The 15,255-nt window shown below is 69.2% G+C and carries 17 protein-coding genes; 14 read left to right on the top strand and 3 right to left on the bottom strand.

Going from position 1 to position 15,255, the window contains the following annotated elements; translation table 11 throughout:
* Nucleotides 1–67: 67 nt before the first annotated feature.
* The 3 genes from purD to ABIE21_RS17210 all read left to right on the top strand — a co-directional run bounded on the left by purD (nt 68) and on the right by ABIE21_RS17210 (nt 2,868).
* The gene (gene purD, locus ABIE21_RS17220; RefSeq protein ID WP_354026080.1) at nt 68–1,318 is read left to right on the top strand and encodes a phosphoribosylamine--glycine ligase; all 1,251 of its coding nucleotides are present in this window, start codon (nt 68–70) and stop codon (nt 1,316–1,318) included.
* Between the two features lie 162 nt (nt 1,319–1,480).
* Nucleotides 1,481–2,374 (top strand): phosphoribosylaminoimidazolesuccinocarboxamide synthase, encoded by an 894-nt coding sequence (locus ABIE21_RS17215; protein WP_354026079.1) that lies wholly within the window; start codon nt 1,481–1,483, stop codon nt 2,372–2,374.
* The gene (locus ABIE21_RS17210) at nt 2,371–2,868 is read left to right on the top strand and encodes a GNAT family N-acetyltransferase (RefSeq protein WP_354026078.1); all 498 of its coding nucleotides are present in this window, start codon (nt 2,371–2,373) and stop codon (nt 2,866–2,868) included. Before ABIE21_RS17215 ends, ABIE21_RS17210 begins: the two co-directional genes overlap by 4 nt.
* Before the next feature lie 9 nt (nt 2,869–2,877).
* On the opposite strand, the gene ABIE21_RS17205 is transcribed toward ABIE21_RS17210, so the two are convergent.
* A complete protein-coding gene (locus ABIE21_RS17205; protein ID WP_354026077.1) occupies nt 2,878–3,420 on the bottom strand; it encodes a hypothetical protein in 543 nt (180 codons plus the stop codon).
* A gap of 194 nt (nt 3,421–3,614) precedes the next feature.
* Here ABIE21_RS17205 and ABIE21_RS17200 point away from each other — a divergent pair, with 194 nt between their 5' ends.
* From ABIE21_RS17200 to ABIE21_RS17190, 3 genes are all read left to right on the top strand, one after another.
* Nucleotides 3,615–4,484, top strand: coding sequence for a VOC family protein (locus tag ABIE21_RS17200; protein WP_354026076.1), 870 nt, complete (start codon nt 3,615–3,617; stop codon nt 4,482–4,484).
* Nucleotides 4,485–4,521: 37 nt separating this feature from the next.
* Complete coding sequence (locus tag ABIE21_RS17195; protein WP_354026075.1) at nt 4,522–4,821, top strand: hypothetical protein; 300 nt, start codon at nt 4,522–4,524, stop codon at nt 4,819–4,821.
* 73 nt (nt 4,822–4,894) lie between these two features.
* Nucleotides 4,895–5,647, top strand: a complete 753-nt coding sequence (locus ABIE21_RS17190; protein ID WP_354026074.1) for an SDR family oxidoreductase — start codon at nt 4,895–4,897, stop codon at nt 5,645–5,647.
* Nucleotides 5,648–5,721: 74 nt separating this feature from the next.
* On the opposite strand, the gene ABIE21_RS17185 is transcribed toward ABIE21_RS17190, so the two are convergent.
* Nucleotides 5,722–6,729, bottom strand: coding sequence for a serine hydrolase domain-containing protein (locus ABIE21_RS17185; protein WP_354026073.1), 1,008 nt, complete (start codon nt 6,727–6,729; stop codon nt 5,722–5,724).
* Between the two features lie 34 nt (nt 6,730–6,763).
* On the opposite strand from ABIE21_RS17185, the gene ABIE21_RS17180 reads away from it, so the two are divergent.
* From ABIE21_RS17180 to ABIE21_RS17155, 6 genes are read left to right on the top strand one after another with little or no spacing between them, the layout of a single operon-like run.
* Entirely contained in the window at nt 6,764–7,495 is a 732-nt protein-coding gene (locus ABIE21_RS17180; RefSeq protein ID WP_354026072.1) for an SGNH/GDSL hydrolase family protein, read from the top strand.
* Nucleotides 7,492–8,175, top strand: a complete 684-nt coding sequence (locus ABIE21_RS17175; RefSeq protein WP_354026071.1) for a nucleoside/nucleotide kinase family protein — start codon at nt 7,492–7,494, stop codon at nt 8,173–8,175. The genes ABIE21_RS17180 and ABIE21_RS17175 overlap by 4 nt, the downstream gene beginning before the upstream one ends.
* Before the next feature lie 43 nt (nt 8,176–8,218).
* Nucleotides 8,219–8,497 (top strand): phosphoribosylformylglycinamidine synthase subunit PurS, encoded by a 279-nt coding sequence (gene purS, locus ABIE21_RS17170; protein WP_354026070.1) that lies wholly within the window; start codon nt 8,219–8,221, stop codon nt 8,495–8,497.
* A complete protein-coding gene (gene purQ, locus ABIE21_RS17165; protein WP_354026069.1) occupies nt 8,497–9,192 on the top strand; it encodes a phosphoribosylformylglycinamidine synthase subunit PurQ in 696 nt (231 codons plus the stop codon). The genes purS and purQ overlap by 1 nt, the downstream gene beginning before the upstream one ends.
* Nucleotides 9,193–9,750, top strand: a complete 558-nt coding sequence (locus ABIE21_RS17160; RefSeq protein WP_354026068.1) for a GNAT family N-acetyltransferase — start codon at nt 9,193–9,195, stop codon at nt 9,748–9,750.
* Nucleotides 9,747–10,211 (top strand): DUF3817 domain-containing protein, encoded by a 465-nt coding sequence (locus ABIE21_RS17155; RefSeq protein WP_354026067.1) that lies wholly within the window; start codon nt 9,747–9,749, stop codon nt 10,209–10,211. The genes ABIE21_RS17160 and ABIE21_RS17155 overlap by 4 nt, the downstream gene beginning before the upstream one ends.
* 10 nt (nt 10,212–10,221) lie before the next feature.
* Here ABIE21_RS17155 and ABIE21_RS17150 read toward each other — a convergent pair whose 3' ends face one another.
* Nucleotides 10,222–11,409 (bottom strand): mechanosensitive ion channel family protein, encoded by a 1,188-nt coding sequence (locus tag ABIE21_RS17150; RefSeq protein WP_354026066.1) that lies wholly within the window; start codon nt 11,407–11,409, stop codon nt 10,222–10,224.
* Nucleotides 11,410–11,674: 265 nt separating this feature from the next.
* Between ABIE21_RS17150 and ABIE21_RS17145 the strand changes: the two genes are divergently transcribed.
* Together ABIE21_RS17145 and purL are read left to right on the top strand one after the other, a co-directional pair.
* Nucleotides 11,675–12,664 (top strand): endonuclease domain-containing protein, encoded by a 990-nt coding sequence (locus ABIE21_RS17145; protein WP_354026065.1) that lies wholly within the window; start codon nt 11,675–11,677, stop codon nt 12,662–12,664.
* A 236-nt stretch (nt 12,665–12,900) separates the two neighbouring features.
* Entirely contained in the window at nt 12,901–15,216 is a 2,316-nt protein-coding gene (purL, locus tag ABIE21_RS17140) for a phosphoribosylformylglycinamidine synthase subunit PurL (RefSeq protein ID WP_354026204.1), read from the top strand.
* Nucleotides 15,217–15,255 lie beyond the last annotated feature (39 nt).

Raw genomic sequence — 15,255 nt, 5'->3', positions numbered from 1 at the left:
TTTCGCGGCGGTCAGCGGGCGCTTCTCCTTCATTTTCGTTGGCGGGTTCGACGGGTACGCTGAGCGGGTGCGAATCCTTGTTCTCGGCTCCGGCGCGCGCGAGCACGCCATCATCTCGTCGCTCCTGAGGGAGGATGCCGGCCACGAAATCACCGCCGCGCCCGGCAACGCGGGCATCGCGGCAGCGGTCGAAGTGGTCGGACTCGACCCCACCAACGGCTCGATCGTGCGCGACTACGCCCGCGACAACGGCATCGAGCTCGTCGTGATCGGCCCCGAGGCACCACTCGTCTCCGGCGTCGCCGACAAGCTGCGCGCCGCCGGGATCCCCGTCTTCGGCCCCAACAAGGCCGCCGCCGCCCTCGAGGGCAGCAAGACCTTCGCCAAGCGGATCATGGATGCCGCCGGCGTGCCGACGGGTCGCGCTGCGCGTGCGTCGACCGAGGAGCAGGCGGTCGCCGCGATCGACGAGTACGGCGCGCCCTACGTCATCAAGGCCGACGGGCTCGCCGCAGGCAAGGGTGTGCTCGTCACGCCCGACCGGTCCGCCGCCATCGAGCACGCCCACTACTGGCTGCAGCACGGCGACGTGCTCGTCGAGGAGTTCCTCGCCGGGCAGGAGGTCTCGCTGTTCCTGCTGAGCGACGGCGAGAGCGTCGTCCCGCTCGAGCCCGCGCAGGACTACAAGCGCGCCTACGACCACGACGACGGCCCGAACACCGGCGGCATGGGCGCCTACTCGCCGCTGCCCTGGCTCACCGAGGAGTTCGTCGACGACGTAATCCAGGCGGTCGCGCTGCCCACGATCCGCCAGCTCGCGGCCGAGCAGACCCCGTTCGTCGGGCTGCTCTACTGCGGCCTCATCCTCACCAAGAGCGGCACCAGGGTCATCGAGTTCAACGCCCGCTTCGGCGACCCGGAGACTCAGGTCGTGCTGCCCCGCCTGGTGACCCCCCTGAGCGGTCTGCTCTACGCCGCGGCCACCGGCGGTCTCGGCCGGCTGCCCTATCCGAAATTCTCCGACGAGGTCGCGGTCACCGTGGTGCTCGCCAGCGAGGGCTACCCCGAGGCCCCGATCACCGGGCGCGAGATCACCGGCCTCGACGCGGCATCCGCAGTCGAGGGTGTGCACATCACGCACGCCGCGACCGCCGTGCTCGACGGCAAGTTCATCGCCACCGGCGGCCGTGTGCTGAGCGTCGTCGCCACGGGCGCGGACTTCGTCGAGGCCCGCGCCCGCGCCTACCGGGCGCTCGACCTGATCCACCTCGAGGGCGGCCACTACCGCACCGACATCGCGGAGCGCGTCGCGAAGTAGCGCGAACCGGCTCCCGCCAGCCGGGGCCGCGCTGCCAAATGAAGGAGATACCTCCCTCGAGTCACACATTGGCGCGGATCGCGCGGCGTCGCGCGCGAGATCTCCTTCATTCGGCAGAACGAGCGCGCGAGGGGGCTGGGCCGGGTGCGGAATAATGAGGGCATGACGGATGCCGCAGCTCTGACCGGTTGGACCCTCGCCTACTCGGGCAAGGTGCGCGATCTCTACACGTCGCCCGACCACCCGGGACGAGTCCTGATGGTGGCGAGCGACCGCGTGAGCGCGTTCGACCACGTGCTCGAGCCGGGCATCCCGGGCAAGGGCGAGCTGCTGACCACGCTGAGCAAGTGGTGGTTCGCGCAGCTCGACGGCGTGCCGAATCACCTGGCCCCTTCGACAGGCTCAGGGACCGAAGCAGTCTCAGGGGCCGCCATCCCCGAGGCCGTCGCCACGCGCGCCATGCTCGCCGTCACCCTCGACATGTACCCGGTGGAGTGCGTCGTGCGCGGCTACCTGAGCGGCAGCGGCTGGCTCGAGTACCAGGCCACGCAGAGCGTGTGCGGCATAGCGCTGCCCGCCGGCCTCAACGACGGCGACCGCCTGCCCGAGCCGATCTACACCCCCGCGTGGAAGGCCCCGCTCGGTGAGCACGACGAGAACATCTCCTTCGAGCGAACCGTCGAGCTCGTCGGAGCCGAGGTCGCATCCGCCCTTCGCGACGCGAGCCGCGACATCTTCACCCGCGCATCCGCGATCGCCGAAGCCCGAGGCATCATCCTCGCCGACACCAAGTTCGAGTTCGGCGCGCACCCGGAGACCGGCGAGCTCACCCTCGGCGACGAGGTGCTCACCTCCGACAGCAGCCGGTACTGGGACGCAGCGCTCTACGAGACCGGGGACCGCACCGCCAGCTTCGACAAGCAGATCGTGCGCAACTGGCTGAAGGCCAACTGGGACCCGTCGACGGCCACCCCTCCCCCCGCGCTCCCGCAGGAGATCGTCGCGCAGACGGCCGCCCGCTACCGCGAGCTGATCGAGCGACTGACGGGCGAGTGACCGTGCAGATCCGACTCGTCGAGTGGGACGATCCCGCCAGCGTCGAGCTGCGAGCCGCCCAGCGCGCCGAGATCGAGGGCCGCTACGGCGGTCCGAGTGAGCCCGGCCCCGTGCCGACGGGCCTCGACGTCACCACGTTCTTCGTCGCTTTCGACGACGACGGCACCCCGCTGGGCTGCGGCGGGCTGCGACGGCTCGATGACACACACGCGGAGATCAAGCGGATGTTCGTCCACCCCGACCACCGCGGATCCGGTGTCTCGACCGCCATCCTGCGCCGGCTCGAGCAGTTCGGGCACGAGGCTGGCTGGTCGCGGCTCGTGCTGGAGACGGGCCTGCTGCAGCCCGACGCCATCAGGTTCTACACGCGCGAGGGGTACACGCGCATCCCGAACTTCGGCTACTACGCCGACTCCGACGACTCTGTCTGCTTCGAGAGGGTGCTGGTCGCGCACGACCCCGCCGCGGATGTCGTGTGCGAGGGCTGCGAGTAGGCAGCTCCGCTATCCGAGCTCGTCTTTCACTCGGTCCAACTCGACGTTCACATCCCCGGGCACGCACGCCGCCTGGCCGCTGAGCGTGGTGATGTCGGAGCCGGCCTCGAGCAGTACGTAGAGCGCCTCGTTGTCGGGCATCACGCCCCGCACGTTCTGGAACGGCCCGATCTCCGCTCGCCCGACCTCGAAACCCTGCTCAACGAGTCGGTCTGCGATCGCGACGATCTCCGTCTCGTCCATTCCCGGTCCGGGACGCTCACGTCTCCCGGTGAACGTGACGCCATCGTCATCAGAACCCGGAAGCGCACAAGACACGGGACTCGCCGAGTCGCGCGACTCCCACTGGCCTCCTGCCAACTCCTGCGCCTCGTCGAGCATCGCGAGCAGTTTCGCCTGCGACTGGAGCGGGCTGTCGAAGGGCCCCGTGTCTGCCGGGGCGGCGCAACCGGTCACCAGCATCGCGATCGCGGCGCCCAGCACGACGATGCGGGGCGCCCTCACGCGCTCCACGCTGACCGCTGCTGCGCGGATGAGTGCCTGACAGGCCATGGTGCCACCTCTCGGGGATTACTCATGACTGTAGCCGCGAACGACCGACGCGCGCCCAATCCGATTCCGAAAGGGCTCCGAATCACTCTCGTGGCGATGGTCCGTTGCCCAGAACGGCGGACCGTCGCCATTTTTCTGCGGGAATAGTTGTAGCGTCAACTAAGTTGTAGAGTGGTGACTGAAAGGCGGCACTCATGACCGGCAACCAGAACCTCCTCGCGGCCGACACGTCGATGGGCGCGGTGACCCTGAGGGTCGCCGACCTCGACGCCATGACCACGTACTACCGCGACGCGGTCGCGCTCGAGGTGCTGAGCGCCGACGGCGACACCGCCGTGCTCGGGCGGGGCACGACGCCGGTGATGATCCTGCTCTCGGCCCCCGAGCTCAAGAACGCGAGCCCTCGTGACGCCGGGCTGTTCCATACCGCGATTCTGTTCGAGACCGAGGAGGCGTTGGCGGCATCCGTCTATTCGGTCGCTCAGAAGCACCCGCGCTCGTTCACCGGCAGCGCCGACCACCTAGTCAGCAAGGCCTTCTACTTCAACGACCCGGAGAACAACGGCGTCGAGCTCTACTGGGACCGCGACCGCAGCGGATGGAGCTGGGTGCACGGCAGCATCGAGATGGCGACGCTCCAGCTCGACCCGAACGAGTTCTTGCAGCAGAACCTCACCGAGCAGGCGGTGCTGCAGCCCGTGATCGGCGGCGCCCAGGTGGGACACGTGCACCTCCAGGTGGGCGACGTCGCCACCGCGCGGGAGTTCTACGTGAACCGGCTCGGCTTCGAGGCCACCACCTCGTTCGGAGACAGCGCGCTCTTCGTGAGCGCCGGCGGCTACCACCACCACATGGCGATGAACACCTGGAACTCGAGGGGTGCCGGCCCCCGAACGCTCGCCCTGGGGTTGGCGCAGGTGGATATCCGCGTGCCGTCGACGGATGATCTGGGTCGCCTGAGCGAGCGCCTCACGCACTTCGGGCACCAGATCCGCGACGACGGACGCGCCGTCAGCTTCGACGACCCGTGGAACAACCTGATCACGGTGACCGCGGGCGCCTGAGCCCGTCTGCCCGGACCCCGTCTGGCAGACTCGAGGCATGACCTCCACGCTCATCGGATTCGCCGTGCTCGCCGTCTCCCTGGCGTTCGGGCTGGCATCGGCGGCCTGGTTCTCGGCGGCGAACCCCGGCGAGCGCCTGCCGTACTCTGCCCGCCCCGCGCACAATCCGATGGGCGCCATCGTGCTGCGAGCGGTAGGGGTGGGCATCTCGATCTTCGCTGTGCAGTTCACCCAGCCGCAGTTCGGCTACTGGTCGGTGCTCTTCGTGCTGATCGTCATCGCGCTGCCGCTCGTGATCACGCGGGCGCACAACCGCCGGGTTCTCGGCGAGGCCTGAATCAGACGCGAGGCCGGTCCAGGTCGCGCCTCGCGCCCGGACCGGGCTCCACCGTGCCGCTAGCCTTGGCGGCATGACCAGACCCGTAGCGCTCATCACCGGCGTCGGCCGTACCGTCGGCATCGGCGCCGGAATCGCCCGTACCCTCGCGAGCGACGGGTGGGATCTCGCGCTGAGCTACTGGAGCCCCGCCGACGAGGCCATCTTCGGCAGCGCCGCGGCGCACGGGCTCGACGAGCTCATCGTCGAACTCGAGGCGAGCGGCGCCCGGGTGGCAGCGATACCCGCGGATCTGGAGCGGGTGGATGCCGCGGCATCCGTCGTCTCGAAGGCCGTCGAGCATCTCGGCCCCGTCGACGCCCTCGTGCTCAGCCATGCCTGGGACATCGACTCCGGGCTGCTCGACACCTCGGTGGAGCAGTTCGACAAGCACTTCGCGATCAACACGCGTGCGAGCTGGATGCTCATCGTCGAGTTCGCGAGGCAGGCCGCGTCGGGCGGCGCGATAGTGGCGCTCACCAGCGACCACACCGCGGGCAACCTGCCCTACGGCGCCAGCAAGGGGGCGCTCGACCGCATCGTCATCGCGGCGGCGAAGGAGCTCGCGGCGCAGGGGATATCGGCCAACGTGCTCAACCCCGGCCCGATCGACACCGGCTGGATGACGGACGACGTGCGCCAGACCCTCGTCGCGATGCAGCCGAGCGGACGGCTCGGCACACCGGCCGACGTCGCGAACCTCGTCGCGTTCCTGGTGTCGGAGCGGGGCCGTTGGGTCACCGGGCAGCTGCTCACGAGCGACGGCGGGTTCTCGATCTCGATCTGAGGTGCGGTCGCCGAGCCTGTCGAGGCTCCCTTCGACAGGCTCAGGGACCGGCCTTCGACAAGTTCAGGGACCGGCTAGACGCGCTCGTCGATCTCCGTGATGACGTCCCACGCGCCGTCCTCCGAGTTCGACAGCACGACGACGTCGAGGTTCTCGGCCACGTAGTGCCGCAGGATACCGCTCGCGCCGGCGTTGATCCCGTCTTGGAAGTACGACCGCACAGACCCGTCTTCGTCGAGGTCGAACTCGAGGCCGAACCCGTAGGCGGTCTCCTCGTCGAGCTCGACCTGCGGCAGCAGGAACTCCTCGGTGTACTCCTTGTTGAGCAGCACGCCGCCGCGCACCGCCTCGAAGAACTTGACCAGGTCGGCGGCCGTCGAGTGCGCGCCGCCGTCGGGCGATCCGATCGGCGGGTACGCCAGCTCGTTGCTCACCCACTCCCCCGCGGCGTTCTTGTCCCAGCCCTCGGCGACGCGCGGCGCGGCCTCGCGGCGGTCGTAGAAACCGGAGTCGGTCATGCCCGCCGGGGTGAACACCTCGTCGAACACGTACTGCCGGTAGGGCACGCCGGTGACCTGCTCGAGCGCCATGCCGGCGAGGATGTAGCCGACGTTGATGAAGGCGACCTCGTCGCCAGGGTCGGCCAACGGCTCCTTGTCGACGAACAGGGGCAGGAAGTCCTTCGTCTCCAGGAACGTCTGCACGGGCAGCGCCGCCCAGAACGCGGCGTAGTCATCGCCGTCTTCTTCGTCCGCGTCATCCGCGAGCCCGCTCGTGTGTGTGAGCAGATGCAGCAGGTTCACCTCGATCGGGATGCGCGTGCCACGGAGGTCGACGTAGTGGTGGATGGATGTCTCGAGGTCGAGGTTTCCGGCGGCGACCTGCTGCAGCACCGCCACGCTCGTGAAGAGCTTGGTGATCGAGGCCGTGTCGAAGCGAGTGTCCATCGTGATCGGAGCGTTCCACCGGCGGCTCGCGAGGCCGGTCGCCGACTCGAACACCGTGGAGCGGCCCTTGCGGATGAGCACGACCCCGGAGAAGTCGTGCTGCTCGAGAAAGTCGGTGAGGCCTGCGGTATCCATGCGCCGAGTTTACCGAGGCACCTAGCATTGAGCGGTGCCCGCACTCGAGAGACTCAGCCGACTGGCCATGGTGCCCGTGGCGCCGATCCTGCTCGTCCAGGGCCGCAGGCTGCGCCGCGATACGCCCAGACTGGCGGATGCCGCGAGCCCGTGGTCTGGCGAGACCCCGGGTGAGAACCCGCTCAAGCTGCTGGTCTTCGGCGATTCGACCGCGGCGGGCGTCGGCGTCGACTCCCAGGTCGACGGGCTGCCCGGCAACCTCGCGCGCTCCATCTCCGCGCACACCGGCCGCGGCGTGAGGTGGAAGGCGATGGGCGAGAACGGCGCCACCGCCCGCCATCTGCTCGAGCGGTTCGTCGACGCCGCGACCGTGGAGAGCTACGACATCGTGTTCCTCACGGTCGGGGCGAACGACGCGCTCACGCTTCGGTCGCGCGCGGCGTTCGGGCGTGACATCCGCTCCCTGCTCGCCCGTCTGCGGCAGGCCAGCCCCGACGCGACGATCCTGATGTCGTCGCTGCCCGCGTTCTTCCGCTTCGTGCTGCTGCCGAACCCGCTTCGGTTCAGCCTCTACCTGCACTCTCAGAGCCTCGAGTCGGAGGCGCGCTCGATCGTGTCCCGCACGCCGGGTGCGCACATGTCGCCGCCCCCGCCGCCGTACACCGACGGGTTCTTCGCGACCGACCTGTTTCACCCGAGCGCGATCGGCTACCGCGACTGGAGCGACTTCGCCGTCGCCGACGCCATCGCGGCCGGGCGGCTGTGAGCACCCTGCGCTCGGTCGAGGAGACGGCCGCGCTCATCGCCGCGCTGCCGAACCCCGGACGCATCGTCGTCGGCATCGTCGGTGCGCCCGGCGCGGGCAAGTCGACCATCGCCGAACGGCTCGTCGCCCTGCTGCCCGGCGCCGCGCTGCTGCCGATGGACGGCTTCCACCTTCCGCAGTCACGGCTCGTCGAGCTCGGACGCCGCGACCGCATGGGCGCGCCCGACACGTTCGACGTCGACGCGTTCGCCGCCGTGCTGGCCGCCCTCCGCCCCTCCGGCGCGACCGCCGCTGCCGACGCCGCCGCCGCTGCCGCCGCCGCCGCCGCCCTAAACGGAAATTCAGGAGTAACGGTTGTCGCACCGGGCTTCGACCGCGAGATCGAGGAGCCCGTGCCCGCCGCGGTCGTCATAACTCCTGAATTTCCGATCGTGGTCGTCGAGGGCAACTACCTGCTGCTCGGTGACGGCGGCTGGGAGCGGGTCGCACCGCTTCTCGACGCGACGTTCTTCGTGAGCGTCGACCGCGACATCCGCCTCGCCCGCCTCATCGCCCGGCACGAGCGATTCGGCAAGAGTCCGGCGGATGCCCGCGCCTGGGCGCTCGGACCCGACGAACGCAACGCCGTGCTCGTCGAGGCCAGTTCGCATGCCGCCACCCACACCATCGCCCTCGGGTAGACTCGTACCCGTCAACCCACGCGCGAGATCCTTGGAGTTACCGGTGCCCACAATCGTCGTCGAGGTCATGCCCAAGGCCGTTCTGCTCGATCCCCAGGGAAAAGCCGTCACCGGCGCCCTGCACCGCCTGGGCAACACCACCATCTCCGAGGTGCGCATCGGCAAGCGCTTCGAGCTCACGGTCGAGGGCCCCGTCGACGAGACGCTGCTCGCCGAGGTGCGCGCCTACGCCGACGACATGTTCTCGAACTCGGTGATCGAAGACGTCGTGAGCATCACGGTGCTCGACCCTTCGACAGGCTCAGCGACCGAGGCGGCCTGATGCGCATCGGCGTCATCACCTTCCCGGGCTCGCTCGACGACCGCGACGCCCAGCGCGCCGTTCGTCTCGCCGGCGCCGAACCCGTCGCGCTCTGGCACGGCGACCACGACCTGCACGGCGTCGACGCGCTCGTGCTGCCCGGCGGCTTCAGCTACGGCGACTACCTGCGCTGCGGCGCGATCGCGGCGCACTCGCCGATCATGGCCGAGGTCATCGACGCCGCGAACTCGGGCATGCCCGTGCTCGGAATCTGCAACGGCTTCCAGATGCTCGCCGAGGCGCACCTGCTCGCGGGCGGGCTCATCCGCAACGACCACGGCAACTTCATCTGCCGCGACCAGGGCTTGCGCGTGGAGAACACCTCGACCGCGTGGACGAACGACTTCGCCGCGAACGCCGAGATCACCATCCCGCTGAAGAACGGCGAGGGCGGGTTCATCGCCGACGCCGACACGATCAACCGCCTCGAGGGCGAGGGACAGGTCGTCTTCCGCTACCTCGGCGTCAACCCGAACGGCTCGATCAACGACATCGCGGGCGTCACGAACGAGCGCGGCAACGTCGTCGGGCTCATGCCGCACCCCGAGCACGCTGTCGAAGAGGGTTTCGGGCCCGACACCGCAGCCGCCATGCGCTCCGGCGTCGACGGGCTCAGCATCTTCACGAGCGCGATCCGAGCACTCGCCTCCGTCTAGATGTCGCTCCCCTGGACCCCTGTCTACCCGATCGTCACCGAACGCCTGGTGCTGCGCCCGCACACGCCCGCCGACCTGGGCGACCTGCGACAGTTCCACTCCGACCCCGACGTCGTGCGCTACATCCCGTGGCCGGTGCGTTCGGAAGAGGAGACCCGGGTCGCTCTGCAGGCCAGGGTCGCGCAGGGCCGCGTCGACGCCGACGGTCAGTGGCTGGTGCTCGCGATCGAGCTGGCCGAGACCGGGCAGGTCATCGGCGAGGTGCTGCTCAAGTGCGCGAGTGCGGAGAAAGGCGAGGGCGAGCTCGGCTACGCGCTGAACGCGGCTTTCCACCGCCGCGGCTACGCGTTCGAGGCGGCCCACCGCATGCTCTCGCTCGGGTTCGCCGAGTTCGGTCTGGGCCGCATCACCGCGACGCTCGACGCCCGGAACGCGGCATCCGCGGGCCTGCTCGAGAAGCTGGGCATGACTCTGGACTCGGTCGCCCGCGACCAGCCGTTCAAGGGCGAGCTCGTCGACGAGCTCACCTACGCCATCGACGCCAAGGACTTCTCATGACCCCCCGCACCCTGTTCCGTGCGCTCGCCCTCGCCGAGACGATCACCTGGACCGCGCTCATCTTCGGCATGGTGCTCAAGTACGTTCTCGTCGTCACCGACGTCGGTGTGAGCCTGGGCGGCGCGCTGCACGGGTTCTTCTTCCTCGCCTTCGCGGCGAGCGCCGTCGTCGTCGCCGTCAACCAGCGCTGGGACGCCCGCACCACGCTCATCGCACTGGCGAGCGCCGTGGTGCCCTACGCGACGATCCCGGTCGAGCGCTGGCTTGAACGCCGCGGCAGCCTGAAGGGCGGCTGGCGTCGCGAGGCGACGGACGATCCGAGGGACTCCGCACTCGCCAGCCGGATGCTCCGCTGGGCTCTCGCGAACACCGTGCTGTTCGCGGCGATCGCCGTGCTCGCCGTGGTCGCGGTGTTCGCGGCGCTGCTGGTGCTCGGCCCGCCCGGCGGCGGCGAGGCGTAGGGCCACACCGCTAGCGCAGGCGCAGCTCCCGGTCACGCGCGGCGCTCGCGTCGTCGATGACGGGGATCGCCGAGGTCAGCTGGGTGGCGCGCTCCTCCGCCTCGGGGCTGCCCGTGAACAGGCCGACCTGGTCGGTGTGGGTCTTCTCGGCCACCACGCCCTTCTTGCGCGGCAGCTCCTCCACCATCTGCACGCGGGTGCGGGGAATCGCCCCCGGGTCCTGCGCCTGCAGCCACTCGACCATCTCCTCGCGCACAAAGCAGCGGAGATCGAACAGTGTGGGCGCATCCACCGCCGTCACCAGGATGCGCACCCGCACGAAGCCGGCCGTCGCGTCGGTGACCTGCAGCACGCTCGCCCGGCCGTCCCAGATGGTGGTGCGGGCGAGGATCTTCTCGAGCTCGACGCGCATTGCGGCCGGGCTCACCCGCCAGTCGAGGTCGATCTCGATCGATCCGAGCAGCTCGGAGCTCGACCGGGTCCAGTTCTCGAACGGCGTCGACGTGAAGTAGGTCGAGGGCAGCACCATGCGGCGGTCGTCCCAGATGTGCACGACCACGTAGGTGAGGGTGATCTCCTCGATGCGGCCCCACTCCCCCTCGGCGATGACGACGTCGTCGACCCGGATGGCGTCGCTGAACGCGAGCTGCACGCCGGCGAAGACGTTAGCGAGGGTCGACTGCGCCGCGAGGCCGGCGACGATCGACACGATTCCGGCGCTGGCGAGCACGCTGGCGCCCACGGCCTGAACGCCGGGGAACGTCAGCAGGATCGAGCCGGCGGCCACGATCACGATGACCGCGTAGGCGAGGCGGCGCACGATCGCCAGCTGGGTCTGGATGCGGCGTGCCACGCGGTTGTCGGGAACGTCGATGCGATACCGCCCCATGCCGAGCTCGATCGCGAAGCCGACGATCGCGCCCACGAACCAGGCGCCGACCGCGATCAGCAGGATGAGGAAGAGGTGGTTCACCCAGGCCATGCCCGGTATTGTCAGCGAGATCGCGACCCAGACCGCGATGACGACCAGCAGCAGCCGGTAGGGGTGGCGCGCCTTCGTGGTGAGGGCGCGCGGCCACTCGCGGCGCTTGGTCGCCGCGAGCACGATGAGCTTGGTGACGACGGCCACGGCGAGCGCCGCGACGAGCGCGATGGCCACGGCGACGGCGAGGCCGAGCCAGGAATGCCAGTCGAACATGAGTCTCCTCTGGGGTGGGGGGATTCCGCGCACCGTCGAGCGACTACCGTTCAAGGGTAGCGGCGGCCGCCTGTCGCCGTGCTGCGTGCGCGTGCGCGTGCGCGCTGGCACCCTTGGCGTTCCCGCGCCCGCCTGCCGCGCCGTAAATTTGCGGGAGAACGACTTATACGGCCTGAGCTACGTCGATATGCCGCAAATTTGGGCTGAGCGCGGCCGCCTGTGGAGAACATCGGCGGGTGCCGCCTAACCTGCGCCACCCTGAACCGTGATCAGTCGTAAGAAGCTTCCCCCGGCGTTCGTCGTCGAGCCATTCCGGGTCAGCGCAGCATCGTCGGCCGGCGTGGGCGAGGGTCGCCTGCGTGGACGGGATCTAGAACGCCCGTTTCACGGAGTGCGCCTGGTCACCGGCTCGCAACCAGACACGGGGCGCAACTACGGCCGCTTCGCCAATGCGCGAGCCGCTGAAGAGTTCGCCGCGCTTGTCCGTCGTTGCCTCGCCTATTCGCTGATACTGAAACCCGGCCAGTTCTTCAGCCACACGACGGCTGCGCGGCTCTGGAAGGCTCCGCTGCCGACGTCGTTCGATGGCGCCGAACCCTTGCACGTGTCCGTTGAGGCTCCGCGCCGGGCCCCCGAGGGGCGAGGTACAGTCGGGCACCAGGTTTCTGCGGGTCGCGCACGCGTTTTGGACCGCTTCGGCTTCCCCGTCGGTGATCCGGCTTCGACGTGGATCTCGATCGCGCCGATGCTCAGCCTGGACGACCTCGTCGCGGTCGGCGACCACCTCGTGCTCGACCCTGCGGTGCTCGACCCCTACGACGTGAGGCCGCACTGCTCCCTCGCCGACCTTGAAGCCCGGGTAAGGATGCCCCGCGGCACCGGGTCCACGGCCGCAGCTGCGGCGATTAGCCATGTCAGGCAGGGCGCCGAATCGCGGGCCGAGACCTTGTTGCGACTGTGCCTGCTGCGAGCAGGGCTTCCCGAACCGGAGCTGGGGCGGGATCTCTACGATGCCAACGGCCGCTGGCTGGCACGTGTCGATCTGTATTTCGACGAGTGGAGAGTCGTCGTGGAGTACGACGGCGAGCAGCACCGCGAGAGCAGTCGGCAGTACGACCGCGACCAATCGCGCATCGAGAGTCTCCTCAATGCGGGGTACGGGTTGGTGAAGGTCAGGAAGTACCAGTTGTTCCAGCGCCCGGAGGTCGCGGTGGAAAGGGTCTCCAGCGCGCTGAGGGCCCGGGGATGGACATAGTAGGCCGCCGCGACCCATCCTTTTCGCGCACCTGCAGCGAAGAATTGCGGCAGAACGACTTTTGCCTGATCGGATAGGTCGATCTGCCGCAAGTTTCGGCGTTGGCCACGGGCGGACGGGGCCCGGGTACGCCGCGGGCGATCAGACAGAGGGGCACCCCCGCCCGCACTGCGCCCCCGGTGCGGCCGCCGGTAGACTGGGGGCTTCCGGCATCCGTCAACTCTGGGAGTTTTCTAATCGTGACCGTTACCACCCCCTCCCGCGGCGTCGCCGATACCGTCTCGAACGCAATCGCCACCCCCGAGAAGGAGCAGCCATACGGCGCGCTCGGCCTCAAGGAAGACGAGTACCTCGCGATCCGCGAGATCCTCGGCCGCCGACCCACGAGCGGCGAGCTCGCGATGTACTCGGTCATGTGGAGCGAGCACTGCTCGTACAAGTCGAGCAAGAACTACCTGCGCCAGTTCGGCCAGAAGGTCTCCCCCAGCATGAAGAAGAACCTCATGGTGGGCATGGGCGAGAACGCCGGCGTCGTCGACGTGGGCGAGGGCTGGGCGGTCACGTTCAAGATCGAGAGCCACAACCACCCCAGCTTCATCGAGCCGTTCCAGGGCGCAGCCACCGGCGTCGGCGGCATCGTGCGCGACATCATCTCGATGGGCGCCCGCCCGGTCGCCGTGATGGACGCGCTGCGCTTCGGCGCCATCGACCACCCCGACACCGCCCGCGTCGTGCACGGCGTCGTGGCCGGAATCAGCCACTACGGCAACTGTCTCGGCCTGCCGAACATCGGCGGCGAGACCTACTTCGACAGCGTCTACCAGGCGAACCCCCTGGTCAACGCCCTCGCCGTGGGCGTGCTGCGCCACGAAGACCTGCACCTCGCCAACGCGCGCGGCGTGGGCAACAAGGTGGTGCTGTTCGGCGCCCGCACCGGCGCAGACGGCATCGGCGGAGCATCCATCCTCGCCTCCGACACGTTCGACGAGGGCGGCCCGACCAAACGCCCCGCCGTGCAGGTCGGCGACCCGTTCGCCGAGAAGGTGCTCATCGAGTGCTGCCTCGAGCTGTTCCAGCAGAAGCTGGTCGAGGGCATCCAAGACCTCGGGGCGGCCGGCATCTCGTGCGCGACCTCCGAACTGGCCAGCAACGGCGACGGCGGCATGTTCATCGAGCTCGAGAAGGTGCTGCTGCGCGACCCGTCGATGACCGCGGAAGAGATTCTGATGTCGGAGAGCCAGGAGCGCATGATGGCGATCGTGACGCCCGACAAGCTCGAGGGCTTCCTCAAGGTCGTCGAGAAGTGGGACGTCGAGACGTCCGTTCTGGGAGAGGTCACCGACACCGGCCGCCTCATCATCAACTGGAACGGCGAGGAGATCGTCAACGTTCTGCCCCGCACGGTCGCCGTCGACGGCCCCGTGTACGACCGTCCCGTCGCCTACCCGACCTGGATCGACGCGCTGCAGGCCGACACCGCCGCCGTTCTCGAGCGCCCCACCGACGGCGCTGAGCTCAAGGCGCAGACGCTGTCGCTCTTGGCCAGCCCGAACCTCGCCGACAAGAGCTGGATCACCAACCAGTACGACCGATACGTCATGGGCAACACGGCGCTCAGCTTCCCCGACGACGGCGGCATGGTGCGCATCGACGAGGAGAGCGGCCTCGGTTTCGCCGTCGCGACCGACGCCAACGGCCGCTACTGCCAGCTCGACCCCGCGCAGGGCGCCAGGCTGGCCCTCGCCGAGGCGTTCCGCAACGTGGCCGTCACCGGCGCCACCCCGGTCGCCGTGAGCGACTGCCTCAACTTCGGCAGCCCCGAGAACCCCGAGGTCATGTGGCAGTTTGCCCAGACCGTCGAGGCTCTCAGCGACGCCTGCCTCGAGCTCGACATCCCGGTCACGGGAGGCAACGTCTCGTTCTACAACCAGACCGGCGACGTGCCGATCCACCCGACCCCCGTCATCGCCGTGCTCGGCGTGATGGACGACGTCGCCAAGCGCATCCCGAGCGGCTGGCAGGACGAGGGAAACAACATCTACCTGCTCGGCACCACCGCGCTAGAGCTCGACGGCTCGGCGTGGGCAGGCACGATCCACGACCACCTCGGCGGACTCCCGCCCAAGGTCGACCTCGCGGCCGAGAAGCGCCTCGCTCAGCTCATCGCCGCGGGCAGCGAGCAGAGCCTCATCGCCTCGGCGCACGACCTCGCCGACGGCGGCCTCGCGCAGGCGCTGGCCGAGGCCGTGCTGCGCTTCGGCGTGGGCGCGCGCGTCTGGCTCACCGAGATCATGTCCCGGGACGGTGTGGATGCGGCCACGGCGCTCTTCAGCGAATCGACCGGCCGGGTGATCGTCTCGGTGCCGCGTGAGGACGACGTGCGGTTCCAGGGCCTGTGCGAGGGTCGCGGCTACCCGGTGCTGCGCATCGGTGTCACCGACGACTCGGGGGAGCTCGAGGTCCAGGGCGAGTTCACCGCGACGATCGCCGAGCTCGAGAAGGCGCACCGCGGAACGCTCGCCGACGCGTTCGGGCCGATCGTCGGGTACTGACCCCCTCCATCACCCGTAGGGCTGCAGTTCGGGCGTAGG

The sequence above is a fragment of the Conyzicola nivalis genome (genome assembly GCF_040548875.1).
GTDB lineage: Bacteria > Actinomycetota > Actinomycetes > Actinomycetales > Microbacteriaceae > Conyzicola > Conyzicola nivalis_A.
The sequence above is the reverse complement of the archived record's forward strand: the minus strand, read 5'-3'. Positions and strand labels throughout refer to the sequence as shown.

Excerpts from the sequence above, each read along its gene's own strand:
- ABIE21_RS17185 (WP_354026073.1), bottom strand. The coding sequence starts at position 6,729 with ATGGATACCGCAGGCCTCACCGACTTTCTCGAGCAGCACGACTTCTCC.
- purQ (WP_354026069.1), top strand. The coding sequence starts at position 8,497 with ATGCGCATCGGCGTCATCACCTTCCCGGGCTCGCTCGACGACCGCGAC.
- ABIE21_RS17155 (WP_354026067.1), top strand. The coding sequence starts at position 9,747 with ATGACCCCCCGCACCCTGTTCCGTGCGCTCGCCCTCGCCGAGACGATC.
- ABIE21_RS17150 (WP_354026066.1), bottom strand. The coding sequence starts at position 11,409 with ATGTTCGACTGGCATTCCTGGCTCGGCCTCGCCGTCGCCGTGGCCATC.
- ABIE21_RS17205 (WP_354026077.1), bottom strand. The coding sequence starts at position 3,420 with ATGGCCTGTCAGGCACTCATCCGCGCAGCAGCGGTCAGCGTGGAGCGC.
- ABIE21_RS17160 (WP_354026068.1), top strand. The coding sequence starts at position 9,193 with ATGTCGCTCCCCTGGACCCCTGTCTACCCGATCGTCACCGAACGCCTG.
- ABIE21_RS17215 (WP_354026079.1), top strand. The coding sequence starts at position 1,481 with ATGACGGATGCCGCAGCTCTGACCGGTTGGACCCTCGCCTACTCGGGC.
- ABIE21_RS17190 (WP_354026074.1), top strand. The coding sequence starts at position 4,895 with ATGACCAGACCCGTAGCGCTCATCACCGGCGTCGGCCGTACCGTCGGC.
- ABIE21_RS17200 (WP_354026076.1), top strand. The coding sequence starts at position 3,615 with ATGACCGGCAACCAGAACCTCCTCGCGGCCGACACGTCGATGGGCGCG.
- ABIE21_RS17195 (WP_354026075.1), top strand. The coding sequence starts at position 4,522 with ATGACCTCCACGCTCATCGGATTCGCCGTGCTCGCCGTCTCCCTGGCG.